The sequence below is a fragment of the Chryseobacterium vrystaatense genome (assembly GCF_000737765.1).
Lineage (GTDB): Bacteria > Bacteroidota > Bacteroidia > Flavobacteriales > Weeksellaceae > Chryseobacterium > Chryseobacterium vrystaatense.
In genome coordinates, this window is sequence record NZ_JPRI01000006.1 from 165390 (window position 1) to 187323 (window position 21934).

Annotated in this window: 22 protein-coding genes; 11 read left to right on the plus strand and 11 right to left on the minus strand. The window is 36.5% G+C overall.

The genetic code is table 11. From position 1 onward, the window contains the following. Position 1: 1 nt before the first annotated feature. From IW16_RS16520 to IW16_RS16530, 3 genes are all read left to right on the plus strand, one after another. A complete protein-coding gene (locus tag IW16_RS16520; RefSeq protein ID WP_034746725.1) occupies positions 2–523 on the plus strand; it encodes a DUF1573 domain-containing protein in 522 nt (173 codons plus the stop codon). A 10-nt stretch (positions 524–533) separates the two neighbouring features. Beyond that, entirely contained in the window at positions 534–896 is a 363-nt protein-coding gene (gene yajC, locus IW16_RS16525) for a preprotein translocase subunit YajC (RefSeq protein WP_034746727.1), read from the plus strand. 165 nt (positions 897–1061) lie between these two features. After that, complete coding sequence (locus tag IW16_RS16530) at positions 1062–1796, plus strand: SDR family NAD(P)-dependent oxidoreductase (RefSeq protein ID WP_034746731.1); 735 nt, start codon at positions 1062–1064, stop codon at positions 1794–1796. Here IW16_RS16530 and IW16_RS16535 read toward each other — a convergent pair. Beyond that, the gene (locus IW16_RS16535) at positions 1750–2940 is read right to left on the minus strand and encodes a DUF6438 domain-containing protein (protein ID WP_034746734.1); all 1191 of its coding nucleotides are present in this window, start codon (positions 2938–2940) and stop codon (positions 1750–1752) included. The two genes, IW16_RS16530 and IW16_RS16535, sit on opposite strands and share 47 nt — an antisense overlap. A 498-nt stretch (positions 2941–3438) precedes the next feature. On the opposite strand from IW16_RS16535, the gene IW16_RS16540 reads away from it, so the two are divergent. Continuing rightward, positions 3439–4284, plus strand: a complete 846-nt coding sequence (locus IW16_RS16540) for a mechanosensitive ion channel family protein (protein ID WP_034746737.1) — start codon at positions 3439–3441, stop codon at positions 4282–4284. A gap of 83 nt (positions 4285–4367) precedes the next feature. On the opposite strand, the gene ligD is transcribed toward IW16_RS16540, so the two are convergent. The 3 genes from ligD to ku are packed head-to-tail and all read right to left on the minus strand — an operon-like array spanning position 4368 to position 7716. Continuing rightward, the gene (ligD, locus tag IW16_RS16545) at positions 4368–6293 is read right to left on the minus strand and encodes a DNA ligase D (protein ID WP_228376952.1); all 1926 of its coding nucleotides are present in this window, start codon (positions 6291–6293) and stop codon (positions 4368–4370) included. Between the two features lie 32 nt (positions 6294–6325). Further along, complete coding sequence (locus tag IW16_RS16550) at positions 6326–6931, minus strand: DNA polymerase ligase N-terminal domain-containing protein (protein WP_034746740.1); 606 nt, start codon at positions 6929–6931, stop codon at positions 6326–6328. Next, positions 6931–7716, minus strand: a complete 786-nt coding sequence (ku, locus tag IW16_RS16555; RefSeq protein ID WP_034746743.1) for a non-homologous end joining protein Ku — start codon at positions 7714–7716, stop codon at positions 6931–6933. The genes IW16_RS16550 and ku overlap by 1 nt, the downstream gene beginning before the upstream one ends. Before the next feature lie 145 nt (positions 7717–7861). Here ku and IW16_RS16560 point away from each other — a divergent pair, with 145 nt between their 5' ends. Further along, entirely contained in the window at positions 7862–8431 is a 570-nt protein-coding gene (locus IW16_RS16560; protein ID WP_034746747.1) for a Crp/Fnr family transcriptional regulator, read from the plus strand. 72 nt (positions 8432–8503) lie between these two features. Then, on the plus strand, positions 8504–9778 hold the full coding sequence (locus IW16_RS16565) for an adenylosuccinate synthase (RefSeq protein ID WP_034746751.1): 1275 nt from the start codon (positions 8504–8506) through the stop codon (positions 9776–9778). A 26-nt stretch (positions 9779–9804) separates the two neighbouring features. Here IW16_RS16565 and IW16_RS16570 read toward each other — a convergent pair whose 3' ends face one another. The 5 genes from IW16_RS16570 to IW16_RS16590 all read right to left on the minus strand — a co-directional run bounded on the left by IW16_RS16570 (position 9805) and on the right by IW16_RS16590 (position 14309). Then, on the minus strand, positions 9805–10398 hold the full coding sequence (locus IW16_RS16570; protein WP_034746754.1) for a hypothetical protein: 594 nt from the start codon (positions 10396–10398) through the stop codon (positions 9805–9807). A gap of 37 nt (positions 10399–10435) precedes the next feature. Further along, complete coding sequence (locus IW16_RS16575) at positions 10436–10855, minus strand: bleomycin resistance protein (protein ID WP_034746757.1); 420 nt, start codon at positions 10853–10855, stop codon at positions 10436–10438. 110 nt (positions 10856–10965) lie between these two features. After that, positions 10966–11982, minus strand: coding sequence for a hypothetical protein (locus IW16_RS16580; RefSeq protein ID WP_034746760.1), 1017 nt, complete (start codon positions 11980–11982; stop codon positions 10966–10968). Between the two features lie 54 nt (positions 11983–12036). Next, complete coding sequence (gene aspS / locus IW16_RS16585) at positions 12037–13791, minus strand: aspartate--tRNA ligase (RefSeq protein WP_034746764.1); 1755 nt, start codon at positions 13789–13791, stop codon at positions 12037–12039. 158 nt (positions 13792–13949) lie between these two features. Next, a complete protein-coding gene (locus tag IW16_RS16590; RefSeq protein WP_165571988.1) occupies positions 13950–14309 on the minus strand; it encodes an ankyrin repeat domain-containing protein in 360 nt (119 codons plus the stop codon). 112 nt (positions 14310–14421) lie between these two features. Between IW16_RS16590 and IW16_RS16595 the strand changes: the two genes are divergently transcribed. Beyond that, positions 14422–15816 (plus strand): MATE family efflux transporter, encoded by a 1395-nt coding sequence (locus IW16_RS16595; protein ID WP_034746768.1) that lies wholly within the window; start codon positions 14422–14424, stop codon positions 15814–15816. 156 nt (positions 15817–15972) lie between these two features. Further along, entirely contained in the window at positions 15973–16092 is a 120-nt protein-coding gene (locus IW16_RS26170) for a 30S ribosomal protein THX (RefSeq protein WP_073175515.1), read from the plus strand. Positions 16093–16146: 54 nt separating this feature from the next. Here IW16_RS26170 and IW16_RS16600 read toward each other — a convergent pair whose 3' ends face one another. Continuing rightward, complete coding sequence (locus IW16_RS16600) at positions 16147–16803, minus strand: DUF937 domain-containing protein (protein WP_034746770.1); 657 nt, start codon at positions 16801–16803, stop codon at positions 16147–16149. Positions 16804–16924: 121 nt separating this feature from the next. Then, positions 16925–17434: a DUF2480 family protein gene (locus tag IW16_RS16605; RefSeq protein WP_034746772.1), complete on the minus strand. Its 510-nt coding sequence runs from the start codon at positions 17432–17434 to the stop codon at positions 16925–16927. 159 nt (positions 17435–17593) lie between these two features. Between IW16_RS16605 and lpxB the strand changes: the two genes are divergently transcribed. The 3 genes from lpxB to IW16_RS16620 all read left to right on the plus strand — a co-directional run bounded on the left by lpxB (position 17594) and on the right by IW16_RS16620 (position 21892). Then, positions 17594–18697: a lipid-A-disaccharide synthase gene (lpxB, locus tag IW16_RS16610; RefSeq protein ID WP_034746774.1), complete on the plus strand. Its 1104-nt coding sequence runs from the start codon at positions 17594–17596 to the stop codon at positions 18695–18697. Between the two features lie 63 nt (positions 18698–18760). Continuing rightward, a complete protein-coding gene (locus IW16_RS16615; protein ID WP_034746776.1) occupies positions 18761–19849 on the plus strand; it encodes a glycoside hydrolase family 99 protein in 1089 nt (362 codons plus the stop codon). A gap of 345 nt (positions 19850–20194) precedes the next feature. Beyond that, complete coding sequence (locus tag IW16_RS16620; RefSeq protein ID WP_228376953.1) at positions 20195–21892, plus strand: ComEC/Rec2 family competence protein; 1698 nt, start codon at positions 20195–20197, stop codon at positions 21890–21892. Positions 21893–21934 lie beyond the last annotated feature (42 nt).

Below are 21934 nucleotides of genomic sequence, written 5' to 3' on the forward strand. Positions count from 1 at the left end.
CATGAAAAAGACGTTATCATTTATCGCTTTGTCTATTATAGGCCTTGGTTTGGTTTCTTGTAAGAAAGAAAATCAGCAAGCTGCTGCAGGTGCAGAAGCTGCAAATATTACAGATTCTACAGCAGGTGCTACAAATTTAGCTCCTACTGATGCTGTTGCGGCTCCAGTTTCAGCTGAAACAACTGCTGCAGCTCCGGTTTCTAACCAGCCATTAACATCCGTTGCCCTATCTGAAAACAACTTCGATTTTGGAAATATCAAAAAAGGAGACAAAGTAGAACACGTTTACGAAATTACAAACACAGGAAAAAATCCTTTGGTGATTTCTGAAGTAAAGCCTGGATGCGGATGTACTGCTCCTGACTTTACAAAAGACCCTATCCTTCCAGGTAAAAAAGGAAAAATTACTTTGCATTTTGATTCTTCAAGCTTCGACGGAAACGTTCAGAAGTATGCAGATGTATTTGCTAACGTAGATAAGGCTCCTATCAAATTAACGTTCACAGCGAACATCCAACCATAATTTTAAAAATATGTTGACAATCTTTTTACAGGCACAGCAGGGGTCTTCATCTATGATGCTGATCATGATGGGGGTAATGTTTGTGGGGTTTTATTTTCTGATGATAAGACCACAGATGAGAAAACAAAAGCAGGAAAAAAACTTCCAGGAAACTTTAAAAGTAGGAACCAGAGTGGTCCTTACTTCTGGACTTCATGGTAGAATTGCTCAGGTTCAGGATGACGGATTCGTTATCGAAACTTTATCCGGAAAACTGAAATTCGAAAAAGCAGCTGTTTCAAGAGAATTTACTGAAACACGTTTTGGAGATAAAGCAAAAGCTGCAGCTGAAAAAACAGCAGAGAAAAAAGAAATTGAAACTGAAAATAAATAATTTTTTAGTTTGAAAATATTGCTCGGCGCGGTGAACTTTGTTCACCGCGCCGATTTTTTATAATAGGACAGGACAGAAAATTATTTATGAAATTTTGATTAAAAAATGTCCTGTAGATTTTAAAAAATTTATACATCATCAAACCAAATCAAATATCTTTGTCAGATGATTCAAAATACAGGCAGGAACGTTCTTATTTTAGGTGCTAATTCAGATGTAGCCAAGCAGTGTATAAAACAATATCTTGAAAAAGGATTCTCTGTAACGGCTGCTTCCCGCGATACCGGTTCACTTGAAAAATTTGTCGGAGAAAATAATCTGGATTCTTCAAAGATCGCCATTATTTATTTTGATGCAGTAGATTTTGATTCTCATCAGAAATTTTACAATACACTTCCTGTGAAACCTCACATTGCAGTATATGCTGCCGGGTTTTTGGTAGATAACGAAAAAGCTTTGAGAGATTTTAAAGGGACAAAGCAAATGATGCAGGTCAACTATATGGGAGCTGTTTCCATCCTGAATATCATTGCCATGGATCAGAGTAATACCCAACTTGAAAGGATTATCGGATTGTCTTCACTTTCAGGTGTAAGAGGAAGAAAAAGCAATTTTGTTTACGGAAGTACAAAGGCCGCATTTACACAGTATCTGGCTGGGTTAAGGCAGGAACTGGCGTCAAGAAAGATAACAGTCAACGCTTTGGTAATCGGTTATATCAGAACAAAGATCAATGAAGGGTTGCAGCTCAACGAATCCTTGATTATGGAGCCCGATTACGTGGCAAAACATATCGTCAATGCCGGAAATTCTTTTACGATTGTTCCAAATTTTAAATGGAAGATGATATACATCATTTTGAAAATATTGCCAGAGGGTCTGGTGTCGAAACTCCCTTAGGATAATTTCTCGGCTCTGTAAGGTTGTTGGTTTCAAAGAAATTGTAGCCAAGATCAAGAGTTTTAAACGTTTTATCTCTAAGTTGTATTTTGAATATTCTTCCGTCTGTGTAAATTACCCTTTTGTAAAGATCTATTTTTTTATAATCTGTATTTTCAGGAAGGTCAAGCTGATAGCTGCCTGTAAAAGGGAGTTTTTCAGCGCTGTTACTGATAGATGATGCGTTTAAAAGTTCGCTGAATAAATAGAAACTCTCAGAATTGTTGATCAGTCCTACCTGCTTTGTATCTGACTGTAAAGTGGCTGTCAATATAGGATCCTGTATAATCAGTTTTTTAAGGTCTGCATGTTGGTAAAGATAGCTGATGTTTCGTATTAATCTTCTGAGCTCGAAGGGCGATCTGGAGCCATAATCATATATTGTTTTCACTATTTTCCCATTCGAAATGAATGTTATCGTTGTGGAGGCCATATCGGTGGCATTTTCACTGTAGTACTTTTCTAAACCTTCAATATTAACTGTGCTTAATCCTTTAAAAATATCTTCTGTAATCTGTTTTGATATATGAGCTTGAAAGAATCCTTCTTTTGTGTTAAATTGCTGACCATAAAACAGCAACTCACCTTTATTGCTAATGACTGTGGAGTTCACAGGACAGGTTCCATAACATGGTAATTTTGATACGACGATCTTATCAATATTTGCATTTTTATATTGTTTTGATATATGACGGATGTAAGTAAATAAGGACTTGTCTTTAGATTTTAAAATAAGAGTATCAGGAGTGAGTTTTACCACCTTAGATGCTTCGTAAGTATTAGTAACAGGGTTTAGAAGGGATAAAGAGTCTTTGAATATCTTATACTTTGCCTGTTCACCAAGATATAATGTTTTATTTTCCCACCGGTCATCATTATCCGGAATTTTGAAAAAGCCGCTCTTATTGATGTATTTTCCGTCTGCATAAAAAATAATATTATGCGGATCCTGCATAAAAGGAACTGGAGGTTCTGCATGAGTGCTTTCAATTTTTATCTTTGCAAAAAGCCATTCTCCTAAAATATTTTTTTTGTTTTGCTTTGCCGGAGTACAGCAAATAACGATAAGTGTTAACAGACTACAGTATCCGATATTTTTGATCATGGTAAGATAGTTATGAAGCTAAAGATAAAAAATTACCCTCAATTAAAACTTAAAATGATTTCTGTCATCTTGAAAAATTTGATTTAAAAACCGACAATAATAAATCTGATATTTTTCATTAAATCTGTGTTCTGGAAAATAAGTTTCCTAAAATTTAAGGATAAAATATATTCGTTGTATTGTTCTTATAATCTGGTGTTTATCTTTGGAAAACCGGTTATCTGAAAAAATAAGCATCCATGTTTTTTTAATTATTTTTGTAAATCAGAATTTTTCCTTTCATAGGATTTGACTTCTAAAATGATCATTGAGTAAAGCCTGAACGTGCTTTCGTGCTGTATAATTATAATTTTTCTAACCATGTACTTTAAGCCAAAAGGTTTAAGGATTTATTTCATTGACCAGCCAGTCACATTTCAGCCCATTGCTTTTAGAAATCCATTTCCGGATAAAATTCCAGTTAGTAAACATATTTAAATTAAAAATAGACAGTAGAACATGGATGATTTAAAATTAAACAGTATTCAGCAGCATTGGGATCATTTCGTATCCTCAGCAATTACCTGGGCCCCTAAGATTATTACCGCGGTCATTTCAGCATTTTTGATATATTTAATTGGGTCCTGGCTTATCCGGATGATTAAGAGACTGGTAGAAAAAGCTTTCAGAAAGCGTAATATGGAAGCTTCTCTACAGCTTTTTCTTTTAAACATCATCAACTGGGGTCTGAATATTCTTCTCTTTATCGTGGTCGTTACCCAATTGGGAGTGCAGACCTCTGCTTTTGTGGCTATGATAGGTGCAGCGGGATTAGCTGTAGGCTTGGCTTTGCAGGGTTCGCTTACCAATTTTGCAGGAGGAATACTCATTTTATTATTAAAACCATTTAAAATTGGCGACTTTATTTCTGCGAGTTCAGGTGTTTCCGGAACGGTGAATGCTATAGATGTTTTTCATACCAGATTAATAACACCTCAGAATCAGCTGATTGTCATCCCTAATGGAGAGATTTCAAATAAAAGTATTACCAATTACACTCAACTGGGAACACGAAGAACCTGGTTTGATATAGGGGTTTCCTATAATGCTGATCTGAAACAGGCAAAAGAAATTTTACTGTCTGTTATCAACAGTAATCAATATGCCCTTAAAGAGCCTGCACCACAAGTCGTTGTTACTGAGCTTGGAGACAGTTCTATCAATTTATCCGTACGGGCTACGGCATCCAATGAAAATTTCTGGGCGATGAATGAAGAGTTAATCATAACTTGTAAAATGGCTCTGGATCAGGCAGGAATTGAAATCCCTTTTCCTCAAAGGGATATTCATGTCTATAATAAATAACAGATGTGTTTTGAATATGGTAAAACCCCTGCATTAATAAATATTGCAGGGGTTTTTTAGTAGGTTGATACCTATATTTATGATTACCCGCCATTCTGCAACAATTCCAATGCCTTCATCATATCAATTCCCTTTCCTAAAACTGGTTTAAAAATGTCTCCCTTCTCCTTAATTCTTTCCAGTGCATTATGTATTGTAAAATCAGTTGGCTTCAGGCCAGGTTTTACTTCATCCCACTCCAGGGGCATAGAAACAGAGCCACCTTCTTTTGGCCTCAGGCTGTAAACACTTGCCAGAGTCTGTCCTGTTCTGTTTTGTAAATAGTCCAGGTAAATTTTCTTATCATCTCTCTTCTGTAAACTCCTTTCCAAAGTGGTCAGTTTAGGAAGCTTCTCATTGACCTGCTTCATCAGAATATGTGCAAAATCTTTCACCTGATCAAAATCATATTTTCCGCCCATCGGAATATAGATATGGATTCCGGTACTTCCGGAAGTTTTGCAATAACCTTTAATTTTTACTTCATTTAAAACTTCATTCACCTGAAGGGCCGTTTCAATCACATCATCGAATGTGTTTTTTTTGGAAGGATCGAGATCCAATACCAGATAATCAGGATGCTCCAGATCAGGCAGAGCGCTGTTCCAGGGATTTAAATCGATGCAGCCTAAATTATTCAGGTAAGCAAGAGTAGCTTTGTCATTACAGTAGACATAGTCTATATTTTTATCATTGGATTCCGAATATACCTCTGTTGTTTTGATCCAGTCCGGCATATGGTCTCCGGCATCTTTCTGGTAAAATCCCTGTTCTTCAATACCGTTTGGGAAACGGTTGAGGGATAGCGGCCGGTTTTTCAGATAGGGCAGGATATACGATGCCACAGACTGATAGTATTCAATGACATCTCCTTTTGTAATACCATCTTTTGGAAAATACATCTTATCCTGGTTGGTGAGTTTTACTTTATGTTTATTCAGAGTAATTTCTTTGTCCTTTTCTGGATTTTCAGTTTTTGCTGATGAGGTTTTCGCTTTCATTTCTTTGGATTTATTGTTCATTGGGTGATTCTTATCGGAATTAGAACTGGTGTCTTCAGGTTCTTTGTCCTCACGTATCGCTACAAAAACAGGGTGTCGGTAAATACTGTCCTTGGTAATTTCGGAATATTTGATTTCGCAAACCAATTCCGGTTTTGTCCAGGTTACGGGCATATTTGTTTTCGGAATATTTTCAAAAGGAGAAGTTTTTACAATGAGTTTTTTCAACCTGTTATAAAGCAGGTTCAATGATTCCTTATTAAATCCGGTTCCTGTGTGGCCACAGTATATCAGTTTTCCGTCAATATATTTTCCTAAAATTAATGCTCCAAAACTTTCCCTGGATCCTCTGGGTTCTGTAAACCCACAGATAATAGCTTCATCAGTATTCGTGAATTTTATTTTGAGCCAGTCACTGCTTCTCAGATTTTCAGTGTATAAGCTATCTGCTTTTTTGGCGATCATCCCTTCCAGTTTCATTTTTTTCATCTGGTCAAAAAAAGCAATTCCATTTTCAGAAATATGATCGCAGTATTTGATCACATCTGTTTCTGTTAACGCTTCTTTTAAAAGTTCTTTTCGCTGAAGCAGAGGAAGTTCTTCCGTAGAATGTCCATTTAGCCAGAGAATGTCAAAGACCTGATAAGTCAATGCAAGATCTGGATTATCACCAATTTGCTGCAATAGCTGGAAGCTGGGTTTCCCGTTTTCATCATATGCTACAATTTCACCGTCAAGGATCATGGTGTGTTTCTGACGGTTAAAATCTTGGCTTACTTTTTCAAATTTTGATAAAAATGAAATTCCATTTCGGGAATAAAACTGAGGTTCGGCATGGCTGAGATCGGCAACAGCACGGTATCCGTCCCATTTGATTTCAAAAACCCAGTCTTCGTCATCAAAAGCTTTTTCAGAAGATTTGGCCAGCATGGGCCTGATGAATGAAGCGAGCTTCTTTTCGTTGGTCAATGAATTGAAGTTTTTAAATCTGCTTTCAGAAGTTATGACTTCTTTTTTTCCTTTATTTTTAGGCTTTTTTTTTCCTCTAAAAATTTAGTTACTAAAGATTTGTTTGATGTATTATCTTCAGCGTCATAAGGGCTTTCTGCAAAATCATCTTTATGTTTGATCAAAAGCCAGGAATTTCCTTCACCATTTTTCATTTTAACGAGAGCAAATTCACCTTTCAGTTTTTTACCGTGTAAAATAAACTTCAGTGAACCTGCATGCAGTTCTTTCAGCAGTTCTTTTTCGTCAGACAGTTTGCTGTTGTCGTCAAGAGGTTCGTAAGTTCCGCTGTCCCATACTTCCACCTGACCCGCTCCATAATTTCCTTCAGGAATATTTCCTTCAAAATCCTTGTAATCATAAGGATGGTCCTCTACCATCATGGCAAGGCGTTTATCTTTCGGATCCAGAGACGGTCCTTTCGGAACTGCCCAGCTTTTCAGTACACCTTCCATTTCTAACCGAAAGTCATAGTGGAGCCTTGAGGCTGCATGTCTCTGAATAACAAAAATAAGCTGATCTTTACTTTTCTTTGTTTTACCTTTAGGTTCGGAAGTTTCATCGAACTTTCTTTTGTCCTGATAGTCTTTGAGAGCCATTACGATGCAGATTTTGATTTAGGAGTTTGTAAACTGGCTTTTAATTGAGCCATAAGGTCAATCACTTTACCTTCTTTTGCAGGTTCGGCTTTTTTAGCTTTTATATTTTTACCTTTTGCTTTCTGTTTGATAATCTTCATCAGTTCATCAGAATAATTATCTTTATACATAGCAGGATCAAAGTCCTGAGAAAGCTGTTTGATAAGACTTACCGCCATTTTGAGTTCTGCCGGTTTGGGAGCTTTTAGAGCCGGAATTTTAAGATCTTTATAATCCCTTATTTCCTGATCAAATCTGAGACGGTTCAATACCAGGATCTCGTCATTATAGGGCCTGATCATACCGATAGCCTCACTGTCACGGAGTACAAACGTACCTATTCCTGCCATGTCTGTTTCCTGTAGTGCCTTTAAAAGAAGTCGGTAGGCATTTTCACCATTTTTCTGAGGTTCCAGATAATAAGGATTTTCGAAATAAACACTGTCTACTTCTGCTTCTTTCACAAACTGATCTATAGAAAGTATTTTTGTTTTTTCAGGGCTCGCTGCCTCATAGTCATCATCATCAAGAACAATATATTTATCGTCCATAAGATATCCCTTGACGATATTTTCCCATTTTACTTCCTTTCCCGTACTTTCATTAACTCTTTTAAATTTAATGTTGGAAAAGTCGGATTTATCGAGCATGTCGAGATCCAGTTTCGTCGTTTCGGTGGCGGAGTATATTTTGACCGGAATATTGACTAAACCGAAGCCAATGGCGCCGTTCCAGATTGCTTTCATTGTCTTACGTTTTTAAAAATCAATCAATTAACATGCCGATGGAAGATGATGTGGTATATTTTATATGCTTTGTTGTCAAATGACAATGGGTTTTAGAGCGTGTTTATTTACCTTTATGTTTTTCCAAAATACGGATAGAATACTTATGGAAGAGCTTTTTAATTACATCAGAAAATTCGGAATACTGAACGACACAGAGAAGCTGCTGATCGCTGACGGGCTTCAGGAAATCACTGTACAAAAAGGGGAGGCTTTCATAGAAGCAGGAAAAGTGAGCCGAAAGATAGCTTTTGTAAAAGAAGGAGTATTCAGGTCTCTTTATTATAATAAGCAAGGAGATGATTTTACACGCTATTTTATTTATGAAGGAAGGTTTATTGGAGATTTTCACGGTTTTGCAGACCAGATGCCATCCCTTGAATATATTGAGGCAATCACCGACGGTGTACTGCTGGCTATAGATCTTGAACATTTCAAAAAACTGGAAAAAGAAATTGCCATATGGCCTGTATTATTCGCACGGCTGCATGCCTTTGTTGCAGAAAACAAACTTAAGGTGGCAAACACGATGCTTAACCTGGATGCTAAAGCACGGTATATTCATTTTTTAAATCATTATCCTGGACTAGCCAACCGCGTACCTCAGTCGATGCTGGCCTCTTATCTGGGAATTACCCCATCGTCCCTTAGCCGGATCCGCAGAAATATAGTGTAAATCCTTTTTTGTCAAATGACAATGGCTTCGCGTTCTGTCTGTTATAGCTTTGCACTATAAAAAATGTAAAGTATGAATATGGACATTGTATTAGGACTTCAGTGGGGCGATGAAGGAAAAGGAAAATTTATTGATCTTATCAGTGAGGACTATGATATCACAGCCCGATTTAATGGTGGGGCAAATGCAGGACACAGCATAGAACGTAACGGAAAAAGAATTACCCTGAAATCTCTTCCATCAGGAATCTTTATGAAAGATGTTCAGAATGTAATCGGTACGGGAACGGTACTTGATCCTGTTAGCTTGAAAAAAGAAATTCTAAACCTCAGACAGTTTGACGGAACTGTTGAGCCTGAAAAAAATCTGATCATTTCCCAAAAAGCTCATTTGGTTCTTCCAACACATAAACTTCTGGACATCTTTATGGAAGAAAATCCGGACTATACAACAATCGGAACCACAAAAAACGGTATTGCCCAGGCTTATTCCAATAAGATTTTGAGACAGAATTTAAGAGTAGGAGACATTGATTCTCCTGATTTTAAGGATAGAGTAGAGCATATTTTACAGAGGGATTACAGATTGCTTGCAGGCAACGATATAGTGCTCCCTTCCTTAGATGAAATCAGCCTTGAATTTTTTGAAGCCATAGATTTTCTGAAAAAATTTGCCCGCACAGACACTGAGTTATTTCTGAATACCGTTTTATCCGATGGTAAAAAAGTCCTTGCAGAAGGATCTCAGGCTGCGATGCTTGACATTGATCATGGAACTTATCCGTATGTCACTTCTTCGTCGACCACAGCTGCCGGGGCCTGTACAGGATTGGGTGTTTCCCCTAAAAAAGTAGGTGAAATATTCGGAATTGCAAAGGCATATTGCACCAGAGTGGGGAACGGGATGTTTCCGACAGAACTTTTTAATGAACTGGGAGAAGAGATCAGAATAAAAGGGAATGAATACGGTTCCAATACCGGAAGGCCAAGAAGGATTGGCTGGCTGGATCTTCCCGCTTTAAGATATGCCATTATGATCACAGGAGTTACTCAGGTAATACTGACCAAAGCAGATGTTTTAAGCGGTATGAAATCAGTGGAGGTCTGTACCCATTATGAGCTTGAAGATGGGAATATTGCCCGAACTTCAGGAACACTTCCTGAAAATGCCCATCCGGTTTTAAAACAGATGAAAGGCTGGGAAGGAGATATTACTGCTATTCAAGATTCAGCGAACCTACCCGAAGAATTGAAAGCTTTTCTTTCTTTTCTGAATGATGAGCTGGGTGTCCCCATTACTTATCTTTCTACGGGACCCGGTCGGAAGCAAATCATAAAAATGAATTAAATTTCTATAAATAAAAAAAGCGGGATTTACTTCCCGCTTTCATTTTGTATTTCCCAACCCTCTAAAAATTCCAAATCAAGATAATAATCGGTTGGGATATATTTGTCAAAGTAAATTGTTGCTGAAGATTGCTGCTTCTGAAAAATTTCTGTTAAAGTTATTTTATCAATATTTGTAAATGCTGTTACAGTTGCTGGAGCAACTCCGCCAGTATATTCTACAGTAATTTTGGTTTTTACAAATTCAATATCAACTTTATTGTAGAAAATGTTAACATAGTCATTCTGTGTCTTTCCTATCCCAAAAACAAAACTTTCTATTACTGCCTTACTCAAATCTATTTCTCCGGAAATTCTGTATTTTTTTATATCTGTAATAACAAGTTTTCTGTTGAAGTTCTTTAGAGAAAAACCTTCTTCGTTTTTAAATTTGGAAAAAATGTAAAAGTATATGGGAATTAATATGCAGAGACCTCCGACAAAGTAGTCGGCGTTAAATGGGCTTATTCTTTTCGTTCCTTTTATTTTTCCTCCCATTCCATGAAATAACATGAATAGCCCTATTAAGCCTATGAAGCCAATTAGGATTTCCCAAATTTTAGGCTTTTGTTTTTCTTTCATTAATCTAAATTAATTCTGCTTTATTATTTCTCGGAATTTATCCCTTGTAATCTCTTTGACCAAGATATTCCTGAAATCTTAAAAGATATCCGTCAGGGTCCTGAATGAGTAACTCTTTAACCCCTTCTTCCTGATTATTTATTCTGTACCATTGTTCTTTAGGTTCTCTGAAACAAGTAAGATTGTATTCTTTAATTTTTGCTGTGATCATGCTTAAACTGCTGACTTCGATTTGGAAATTAATTCCTCTTCCTCTTGGATAAACAGGTGGCTCTGTAATCCATGCTTCCGGATGATCTTCTTCGAGCATAAATTGGGAACCTTCATAAGAAATCAGTACGAACCGATCCTCTTCTCTTTCAAATTCTATAATAAATCCAAGTTGTTTTACATAAAAAAGTTTCGATTGATTGATGTTGCTGACCTGTAATTCTGGAGTTAATTTGTTGAAATCCATTGTGTTTTTATGTTTTTTAGATTCGTGATCTGTCTAATGAAAATATAAAATACGGGTACATAATATATATATAGAAGGGATGAAAGTATTAGTAAAACTTATATGAGTATTTAATAGTATTCAAATGAATATTTATAATTTGAGATAAGGATACCATTTTCTTTTCTAATGATGGTTTTACGGAAATTATAGGCATCGTAAGTATACTCCTGAACTAATCGGGTTTGATCATTTCTTGTAAATGAGTATCTGAATACCAGACCTCCGTCATTATAAGTTTCAGTTTTGGATATTCGCCCTTTGGTATCATAATCTATTTTTGTATCGGCTGTTCCTTTTCCGTCAACACTTTCTATAATGTTGGTCAGAAGATTTCCTTTATACATGTATCTTATATTTCCATTAGAATTATCAAAAGAAGTACGGTCTTCACCCGTTAATTTTCCATCTGAATAGGTGAAGTTATAAATGTTTTTTGTATTACCATTACTGTAAATAATTTCATAACATTCTTTTTTATCATTATAAAAATAAGTTGCTGTATCTGTTGATACAATGGTCTCGTTTGCATTCACATTGGAATGATTTCTTTTGATAAGTTCTGTTAAAAGGTTGTTGTTATTGTATTTGTAAAGCGTAGAATTGATCAGTTTTTTACTGGCATAGTATAATTTTGATGTCATATTGTGATTCTGATCATAGTTATATTGATTGACCAGTTCAGTACCGCGTTTATATACCGTTTTTTGTGAAACTAAATTTTTGTTTTTATCATACTCCCAAGTCCACACTTCATTGGGAACTTTATCGGGAATACCATTCTTATATTCGTAGATTGAGAAGACCTTGGCATTTTCCGGGTAGGTGTAAGTCCATTTTTTCGTTCTCTGACCATTGCTGTATTCAATTCCTTCACTTAGTTGACCTTTATTATTGAATACTTTTACAGATGAGGTATCTTTTTTAATCTCATCAATAAGATACAATTTTTTAATTTTATTTTTAGACGTTAAATTCTCGTCTTCATGTCTGTTCTGGACTAAATTAGTAAAATAGCGGGCCGGGGTCTTATCAAGATAATCCTGAGCGTAAATACATGTATTAAAAACTAATACAAAGTAAATCAATGAGTTTTCTTCATGTTTGTAATAAAAAAGCGGAGAAAAATCTCCGCTTTCAATCTATGCTTTTAAATTCAATTGTATTTCCAATTCGTCCAGCTGGGCATCAGCGATAGATGCGGGAGCATCGATCATTACATCCCGTCCTGAGTTATTCTTAGGGAATGCGATATAATCTCTGATCACTTCGTTTCCGTCAAGAATAGCCACCAAACGGTCAAATCCGAAAGCTAAACCACCGTGAGGAGGTGCTCCGTATTTAAACGCGTTCATCAGGAATCCAAACTGCGCTTCTGCTTCCTCTTTTGTAAATCCTAAAAGATCAAACATTTTCGACTGAAGATCTTTGTCGAAGATTCTGATAGAACCACCGCCGATTTCATTTCCGTTAAGAACCATATCATATGCATTGGCTCTTGCTTTACCCGGATCTGTTTCCAGTAAATGGATATCTTCCGGTTTAGGAGAAGTGAAAGGGTGGTGCATAGCGTGGTAACGTCCACTTTCTTCGTCGAATTCCAATAATGGGAAGTCTACAACCCAAAGAGGAGCAAATACATCTCCTTTTCTCAGTCCCAAACGATTTCCAAGTTCCATTCTAAGAGCTGAAAGCTGAGCCCTTACCTTATTTTCGTCTCCGGATAGAATCAGCATTAAATCGCCTTCTTTCGCTCCGAATTTTTCGATGATCTTCGTTAGGTCTTCCTCATTGTAGAATTTGTTCACAGAAGATGTTTTCACACCGTCATTCTGGAATTTAGCCCATACCATTCCTGACGCTCCGATCTGCGGACGTTTTACCCAGTCAACAAGTTCGTCGATCTGTTTTCTGGTATACTCAGCACATCCTTTTACGTTGATTCCGACAACCAGTTCAGCATCATCGAATATTTTAAAGTCTTTTCCTTTGACAAGCTCGTTAAGTTCCACGAACTCCATTCCGAAACGGATGTCAGGCTTGTCATTTCCGTATTTTCTCATCGCATCAGCGAAAGTCATTCTCGGGAAATCTCCAAATTCCTGTCCGGTAATATCTTTAATCAATGTTTTCGTCATGCCTTCAAACACATTCATAATGTCTTCCTGTTCTACGAAGGCCATCTCACAGTCGATTTGTGTAAATTCCGGCTGTCTGTCGGCTCTCAAGTCTTCATCACGGAAACACTTTACGATCTGGAAATATTTATCCATGCCTCCTACCATCAGAAGTTGTTTGAAAGTCTGTGGCGACTGTGGAAGTGCATAAAACTGTCCCGGATTCATTCTGCTTGGAACTACAAAGTCTCTCGCTCCTTCCGGAGTAGATTTAATTAAAACCGGAGTTTCCACTTCGATAAATCCTTCGTCTGAAAGATAATTTCTTACCTTTTGCGCCATTTTATGACGGAAGATCAATTTGTCTCTTACAGGAGCTCTTCTGATATCCAGATAACGGTATTTCATTCTTAATTCTTCACCACCATCCGTCTCGTCTTCAATCGTAAAAGGTGGAAGCTGGGATTCATTAAGAACTGATAGTTTTTCAACTAAAATTTCGATTTCTCCGGTTGGAATATTAGGATTTTTGCTTACTCTTTCAATTACTTTTCCCGTTACCTGAATCACGAATTCACGTCCCAGTTTTTTAGCTTCTTCCATCAGTTGGGCAGAAGAACGGTCCTGATCAAAAACCAATTGAGTAATTCCGTAACGATCTCGAAGATCTATCCAAATCATAAATCCTTTATCACGGATAGTCTGTACCCATCCGGAAAGTGTAACTTCTTCATTAAGATTTTTCAGAGATAATTCTCCGTTCGTGTGTGATCGAAACATAATTATTTGTTTAAGGTTCAATGTTTAAGATTTAGGGTTGAGCTTGTTAAGCATTCGTTTTTCAACCATAAATTCCGGGTGCAAAGATAAGATTTTTGCAGCTTTTATAAACAAAAAAAACTTCCTTTCGGAAGTCTTGTATATTATTTGAGGGCTTTTTAATTATTAGCAGCGCCTTTTTGTATCAATAGCTGTACAGTTTCCTCTTTCTTTCCTAATTTTGCTAATGCAAGCGGAGATTTACCGTTACATTCCTTATTAACATCCACTTTGTTTTCAAGAAGAAATTTTACAATGTTATTTCTGCCATAAAGTGAACTGAAGCCTAACGCACTGAAGGTTTCGTCCTTAAGTGGAAGACATTTTTCGTAATCTGCTTTCTGAAAGTTCTTTTTAAATGAAGCAACATTGTCAGACTGAATAGCTTGCATCTGAGCTTTGCTAAGCATCTGAGCAGAAAGCATATTAGCAGATACTGAGATTACAAGTAGAAAGGCAGTAGAGATTATTTTTTTCATAAGATTCATTTTAACAATATACAAATCTAAATTATTTTTTTGATATGAGTAACTAATTTTTTATAAGAATTGAATTTGTATTTTTGAAAATCAGATAATTATTGATTAGAAAATGACAAAATATATAGAGTTCTTTAAAAGGGCATTCAGTGGTGATGATGTAGATTACACGAAAATAACGATCAGAAGTGCGGTTCTTCTTTTAGCTATTCCCATGATGCTTGAAATGGCTATGGAATCTGTTTTTGCATTGGTCGATCTGTATTTTGTGGGGCATTTGAAAGAAAGCGGGTATGCGATTCAAACTGTTGGTTTAACCGAATCCGTACTTTCGGTAATGTATTCCATTGCTATTGGGATGAGTATGGCCGCAACTGCATTGGTAGCGAGGAGAATTGGTGAAAAAAATCCTGAACAGGCTTCCAGAAGTGCAGCACAGGTTATACTGGTGTCATTTATCATCACTTTTATTCTGAGTTTGTTCGGTGTGATTTATGCGGAAGAAATTTTGATACTGATGGGGTCAAAGCCAGAGGCCGCAGCTTACGGAAAAGATTTTACCAGAATCATGATGGGAAGCAGCGTCATTATTATGCTTCTGTTTTTGATCAATGGAATCTTCAGAGGTGCAGGAAATGCTGCCATTGCCATGAAGTCCCTGTGGATTGCCAATATTGTCAATATTATTCTCTGTCCTGTTCTGATCAAAGGTTTTGGACCTGTTCCTGCCATGGGTCTTACCGGAGCTGCTTTAGCTACTACAATAGGAAGGAGTATCGGGGTTGTTTACCAGCTGTACCATCTTTTGGTTGCAGATACCCAGATCCGTATAGCTCTTTCACATTTCATTCCTGATTTTAAACAGATAAAGTCTATTGTAAAAATTGCAACTCCCGGAATTTTCCAGTTTGTGATTGCTTCGTGCAGTTGGATCTTTCTTGCTCAGCTGGTTGCAACTACCGGAGGAGAGAATGCTTCAGCCGGATATCAGACGGCTTTGAGGCTGATGATGTTTTTTATACTTCCGGCTTGGGGATTGAGTAATGCCGCTTCTACGCTGGTCGGACAAAATATGGGAGCCAATGAAATGATGAGAGCAGAACAGGCGGTCATGAAAACTGTAAAATATAATGTGATCTTCATGCTGGCTGTAAGTTTGATATTTTTTTTATTCGGAGATTATCTGGTAGGCTTTTTTACGCAGGAAGCGGAAATTAAAGACTTTGCTAAAAATGCATTACATATTATGAGCGTAGGATTTATCTTCTATGGAATTGGAATGGTCATGATTAACGCTTTTAATGGGGCTGGTGATACATGGACTCCGACTTGGGTGAATTTTTTCGGGTTCTGGATCTTTCAGATTCCATTGGCTTATTTTCTTTCAAAACATCTTGAAATGGGGCCAAAAGGCGTATTTATATCGATTCCTGCAGCAGAAACTTTAATTACGATTTTCGCTTTTATTCTGTTTAAAAAAGGAAAGTGGAAAACAGTGAAAGTGTAATAGGCAGTGGACTTTCTTAAGAATAGTTTAAAGCTGTGTTTTAGTTCTTTGTACCGACCTTCATGATCAGATTTTATAAAAATTTTAACAGGTTTAATTTTTCGTTTTAAACCAGATTGCATAATTTAGTGTTAAATCAATAAAACATTTATCATTATGGGAAAAGGAGACAGAAAATCAAGAAGAGGTAAAATCAATTCAGGAAGCTATGGTAAAAGAAGACCGAGACGTATTTCTAAATCAGGTGCTCCTGCTGAAACTAAAGCGAAGAGCTAAACATAAAAAAGGCTGAAGATTGATCTTCAGCCTTTTTTTATATACAAAATTAAATTATTTACCTCCTAAAATGTTTCCAAGGATACTTCCTAAGCCGCCACTCTGCTGTTGCTGCCCTCCATTTCCGCCAAGTACACTTCCCAAGATATCATTCAGTGGATTTCCTCCTGACTGTGCCTGACCGTTACCCAAAACACTTCCTAAAATGTCATTCAGAGGATTAGACTGCTGAGTCTGTGCCTGACTGGATGCATTTCCAAGAATTCCTCCTAAAAGATCTCCCAGACCTCCTGCTCCTACATTGTTCTGCTGCTTCTCTTTACCGATGTATCCCATTATTACCGGAGCCAGCATTGCCAGAATAGGTCCGATTTTATCAATTGAAATTCCTGTATTTTGAGACAGCTGGTTTTCAACAGTACTTTTCTGTCCGCCAAAAACATGGTCAAGAATCGATCCTCCTTCTGCCTGTCTTGCTTCGGCTTGTGACGCGTCATCAAGAATGCTTCCGTCGTGGTCTTTATCCAGAGCACTGTTTAATGCTTCTGCTTCTTTAGCGTCCTGAGATTTGTTTCTAAGATAAGAAATAACCAATGGAGCGGCTACTGCCAATAAAGCAATGATTTGGTTTCTGCTGATTCCAAATTTGTTTTCTGCCTGCTCAGCAACCTGATTGCTGGTATTACCTGTAAGTAGGTCGATTAAACTCATAGTTTGTGTTTATTTTAAAGTATTAAGTAAATCAAAGTTATCAAAAAATGTGATTCACAAAATCTTTTAACCTCACAAATATTGTTAAAGTTTTTTGGCTGAAAAATTGATATTTTTCCGGTTAGTTTTTTACAATAGGAACATTAGAACAGGCCTCACCAAACATCAGGGATTTTACCATAGGCTTCAGTTGTTCAACAAGTTCTATGTAGGCGTTCTCGGGGATTTCCTTATCCGTGCAGCCTTTTACCAAAACTCTTTTGCCTCTCATATCTTCAAAATCATAAGTCTGAATGGCATTGTGCATGATGATCACTTCAAGATCTTCCCGGTTTCCGAACACGATCTTTTTAGCAACATCAGTAAGCTTGGCTGTCAATACAAAATAAGCCCATAACGGAACAATAGTATCCACAGAATTGTAAATATAAATGTAAGCATCTTGGTATTCTACTGTGTTGATGGCATCCACTTTTTCTCTGAAATCTTTTTCTTTAAGGATCATTTCCTGGAAAAGAAAATCCTTAAGGTCAATACCCTTTCTTATCCCTTTGGGAATCAGAGTGGATAGGTCGAAATTCACCAGACCGCTTTCAGCAACTTTATTTCGGATTTCAAATTCTTCTGACATTTTTTATCATTATCTTTGGACAAATTTACAAATTAAGATCATGTAAATCTTAATTTGTTCTCTATCCTTACCATAGAAATCTCCCATGATTCAAAATCATCTTATAAATCAAGGTAGGTGGCTGATGGTCATTACAAACAAATAAAGGTTTCGGAAGAAATGAAATATTATATTATTGCAGGAGAAGCTTCTGGCGATTTGCATGGGAGCAATTTAATGAAAGCCCTTTTACAGAAAGATCCGCAGGCGAATATCAGATTCTGGGGAGGTGATCTTATGAAAGCGCAGGGTGGAACACTGGTAAAACATTATCGGGATCTCGCTTTTATGGGATTTCTTGAAGTCGCTATGAATTTGAGGACAATTCTCAACAATATCAAGTTTTGTAAAGAAGACATCAAAAATAATAAACCCGATGTTTTGATCCTCATCGATTATCCTGGATTTAATTTAAGAATTGCAAGGTTTGCCAAAGAGATGGGGATCAAAGTAGTTTACTATATTTCTCCGCAGCTATGGGCCTGGAAAGAAGGAAGAGTAGAGATCATTAAGAAGTATGTAGATGAAATGATGGTGATCCTTCCTTTTGAAGAGGACTTTTATAAAAAACATGGGGTGCATTCTCATTTTGTGGGACATCCGTTGCTGGATGCTATTTCAAGTCTGCAGAACATCAATATAGAAGATTTCAAAAAAGAAAACACACTGAATGAAAAGGAGATTATAGCACTTCTTCCCGGTTCCAGAAAACAGGAGGTGGAAAAAATGCTTGAAATAATGCTTTCTGTAAGACCTCACTTCAAAGATTACCAGTTTGTCATTGCCGGTGCACCAAGCCTTCCGAAAGAATTTTATCAAAAATATGTAGATGATAACGTGCACTTTGTTTCGAACAGAACCTATGACCTGTTGAGGTGTTCTAAGGCAGCTCTTGTTACTTCGGGAACTGCAACTTTAGAAACAGCTTTGCTTGACGTTCCGGAGGTGGTATGCTACCGAGGGAGCAAAATTTCTTACGCCATCGCGAAGAGATTGGTGAAAAATATCAAATATATTTCTCTGGTCAATCTGATTATGGATCGGGAAGTGGTAAAAGAGCTTATCCAGACGGAGCTTAATACAAAAAATCTGATTGGGGAACTTACAAAAATGATAGAAGGGGAGCAAAGAAATCGGGTTCTTGCAGATTACAGCCTTTTAAGAGAAAAGCTTGGCGGGAAAGGTGCCAGTGAAAAAGCGGCTGAGGTGATTTTAAGTGTTTAGCATTATATTTTAAAAGAATTTAATCGGTCTTGCACGGTTTCGTAGGTTTAAATTTTTAGGATAATGAATTTTAAAAGCTTTCTTGTACTCATTCTATTGATTTGTTTTTCGCCGAAAAGTATTGCTCAGGCTAAGAAATCCAGGGATCAGGTCCAGATTTTTTATTATGGCTGGTATGGAAATCCTGCAGTTGACGGGAAATATTATCATTGGAATCATGATATACTGCCCCATTGGAACAATCCGAAATGGAATAACTTGGGAAATTACAAAGGAGCAGATGATATCGGTGCCAATTTTTATCCGGAATTAGGAAATTACAGTTCCAATGATCCCGGTATTATTAGACAGCATATGAAAATGATCAAAGAATCCGGTGTTGGAGTCGTTGTTTTAAGCTGGCTGGGTAAAGATCCTTTTGTGGATAAGAGTATTACCGCGTATCTTGATATAGCCGATCAGTTTGGGCTTAAAATAGCTTTTCATATAGAACCTTTTTATAAAAACATTACCGAACTCAGAGATCAGCTTTCCTACCTTGTTAAAACCTATTCTCACCATCATGCTTTTTACAGAAAAGATGGAAAACCATTATATTACATTTACGACAGCTATAAAATATCTCCTGAAGAATGGTCAAAATTACTTTCTGTACATGGAGAGAAGACCGTCCGGAATACAGAATTGGATGGACTTTATATCGGGTTGTGGGTTGAAAAAGAACATGGTTCTTTTTTTGAAAAATCAAACTTTGACGGTTTTTATACGTACTTTGCCAGCGAAGGATTTGTATTCGGCAGTACAGTTTCCAATTGGACTTATCTTTCTCAATATGCAAAAGACCATCATCTGATGTTTATACCATGCGTAGGTCCGGGGTATTCTGATACCAGAATAAGACCGTGGAATGAATCCAATTTCAAAAGCAGGGAAAACGGAATATACTACGAAAAAATGTTCAATGCCGCTGCAAAAATTCATCCTGATTTTATCGGAATTACCTCATTCAATGAGTGGCATGAAGGCACACAAATAGAACCTGCTGTTCCTAAAAAGACGGGAAGCTTTAAATATGAGGACTACGGAAAAGACTCATGGATGTATATAAAGGAAACCAAAAGACTTACAGATCAATTTTTAAAAGGTCAATAAGATAAAGGGGGTGTAAGCGAATGATATTTCTTCAGATAATGTCTTTTATGAAAATTTTCAATTAAAAATATATTTTCCATTGAAGATGATTTTAGAATATAAAAACTGTCAATTTTTGGCAGTTTTTTATTTTTCGTATAAGTGTTTATTTATAGTAAATAATCAGGTGCTCAATTGACTGTTAAGATGAATATAAGTTGGAAATGCTGCAAAAACTGTGTTATCTGACAATCAAATAAATTAATATTTTTTGATTGTCAATAATCGTATCAGTTGAATAAACAGCCTCTTCTTATTTTAGTTATCTGTTTTATCCTTGGAATTTTCTCTCAGGATAAATTTCCGATGGAAAAAAAAGAAATTTATATTGTATCTGCTGCGGGTCTCATTATTATTCTTTTGTTTTTTTTTCATTCTTACTTTTTACATAAGGTAAAAGCTGTATTGTTGGGACTGTTTTTTTTTGGTGCAGGTATAATTCTTCACTTTTTCAACACTTTTTTTATCAGTAATCAGGCTGTTGATCAAAATGAGACCGTAGTTTTCAAGATTTCAAAAAAATTAAATTCTACGGAGAAGAATAAAAAATATGAAGCGATTGTTCATACAGATAAAAATAATTTTAATGTTGTTTTATACATTCCGAAAGGTGATAAAGAACTGGATTTCAATCATTATTATAAAGCAGATGCCTACCTGTCAAAACCTAAACCGCCGAAGTATGATTTTCAGTTTGATTATGTACAGTATTTAAAAAGGAAGGATATTGAATATCAGTGCTATGTTTCTAAAGGAGTTTCTTTTGCTGAAAGAAATAATTTGAGTATAAATGAAAGAATTCAACAGCGCAGATTTGACATATTACAGAAAATAGACAAAGTCAGAATGTCTTCAAAATCCCGTGAGTTCCTTAAGGGAATTATCCTCGCGGACAGAACGGAGATGGATTCTGAAACTGTGCAGGATTTTAACAAATCAGGAATGGTTCATCTGCTGGCCATTTCAGGGACTCATATTGTGGTTATATTTGGGATATTTTACTTTTTATTAACCAGATTCAGTCCGCTTCGTTTTAGGAAATATGCCATTGTTACAAGTGTTACACTGATTTGGATGTTTGCAGGATTTATTGGTTTTGGAAACTCTGTATTGCGCTCCTGCATTATGCTTACTGTGTATTTTGTGTATGTACTGCTTCAGAGAAAGCCGGACCTTCTTCATTCCCTTTCACTGTCAGCGATGATTATTTTAACAGGAGATACACACCAGATTTTTGATGTTGGTTTTCAGCTGAGTTTTCTTGCTGTTTTGGGTATTTTTTTACTGAATCAGCCTCTGTTGAATTACTTCCCCAGACAGGATAATTATTTTAAAAAGCTGTTTTTTAATACGGTTACGATTTCAATCTCTGCGCAACTGGCAACGCTGCCCGTTGTTCTGTATTATTTTCATCAGTTTTCACTGGTGTTAATCCCTGCAAATATGATTATCGTTCCGTTTTCAGAGCTGATTATTGTGTTTTCATTTTTGATGACAATTCTCGTTGCATTACAGTTGGATTTTATGTTAATCAATGTGATCTATGATACATCAATCCAAATTTTACTGAAACTCATTCATTGGTTTGCGGATGCTGACCTGTTATTTTTTTCGGAAATACCAATGAATTTAGCTGAGGTTTTATTATTGTTTGTTGTGGTTTATAGGTTGAGACCATTTCTTTTAAAAATGAATATGAAAAACTCAACGGGGCTGATGACTGTTATCTTGATTTTTTTTATGGTGAGAACAGGATTTTCTTTTCTTGAAAATCAAAAAGATGAGGTCCTGGTTCATAATTTTAATAAAACCAAAGTGCTGTCTGTAAAGCATGGTAGCAGAGCCTGTTTCTGGATTCGGGAAGATGTGGATAAAGAAAAATTGATTACATTTATGGTCAGCCCTTACTGTTCTTCAAGACGAATTCAGACTATGGAAATAAAGACTTTCCCCCGGAAGGTAGAAAAGGTAGTTTGTAACGGTCAAATTTATGATTTAAAATAATAAACGGTATTTTTCATTTTTTTCCTTAAGTAAAGGGATAGA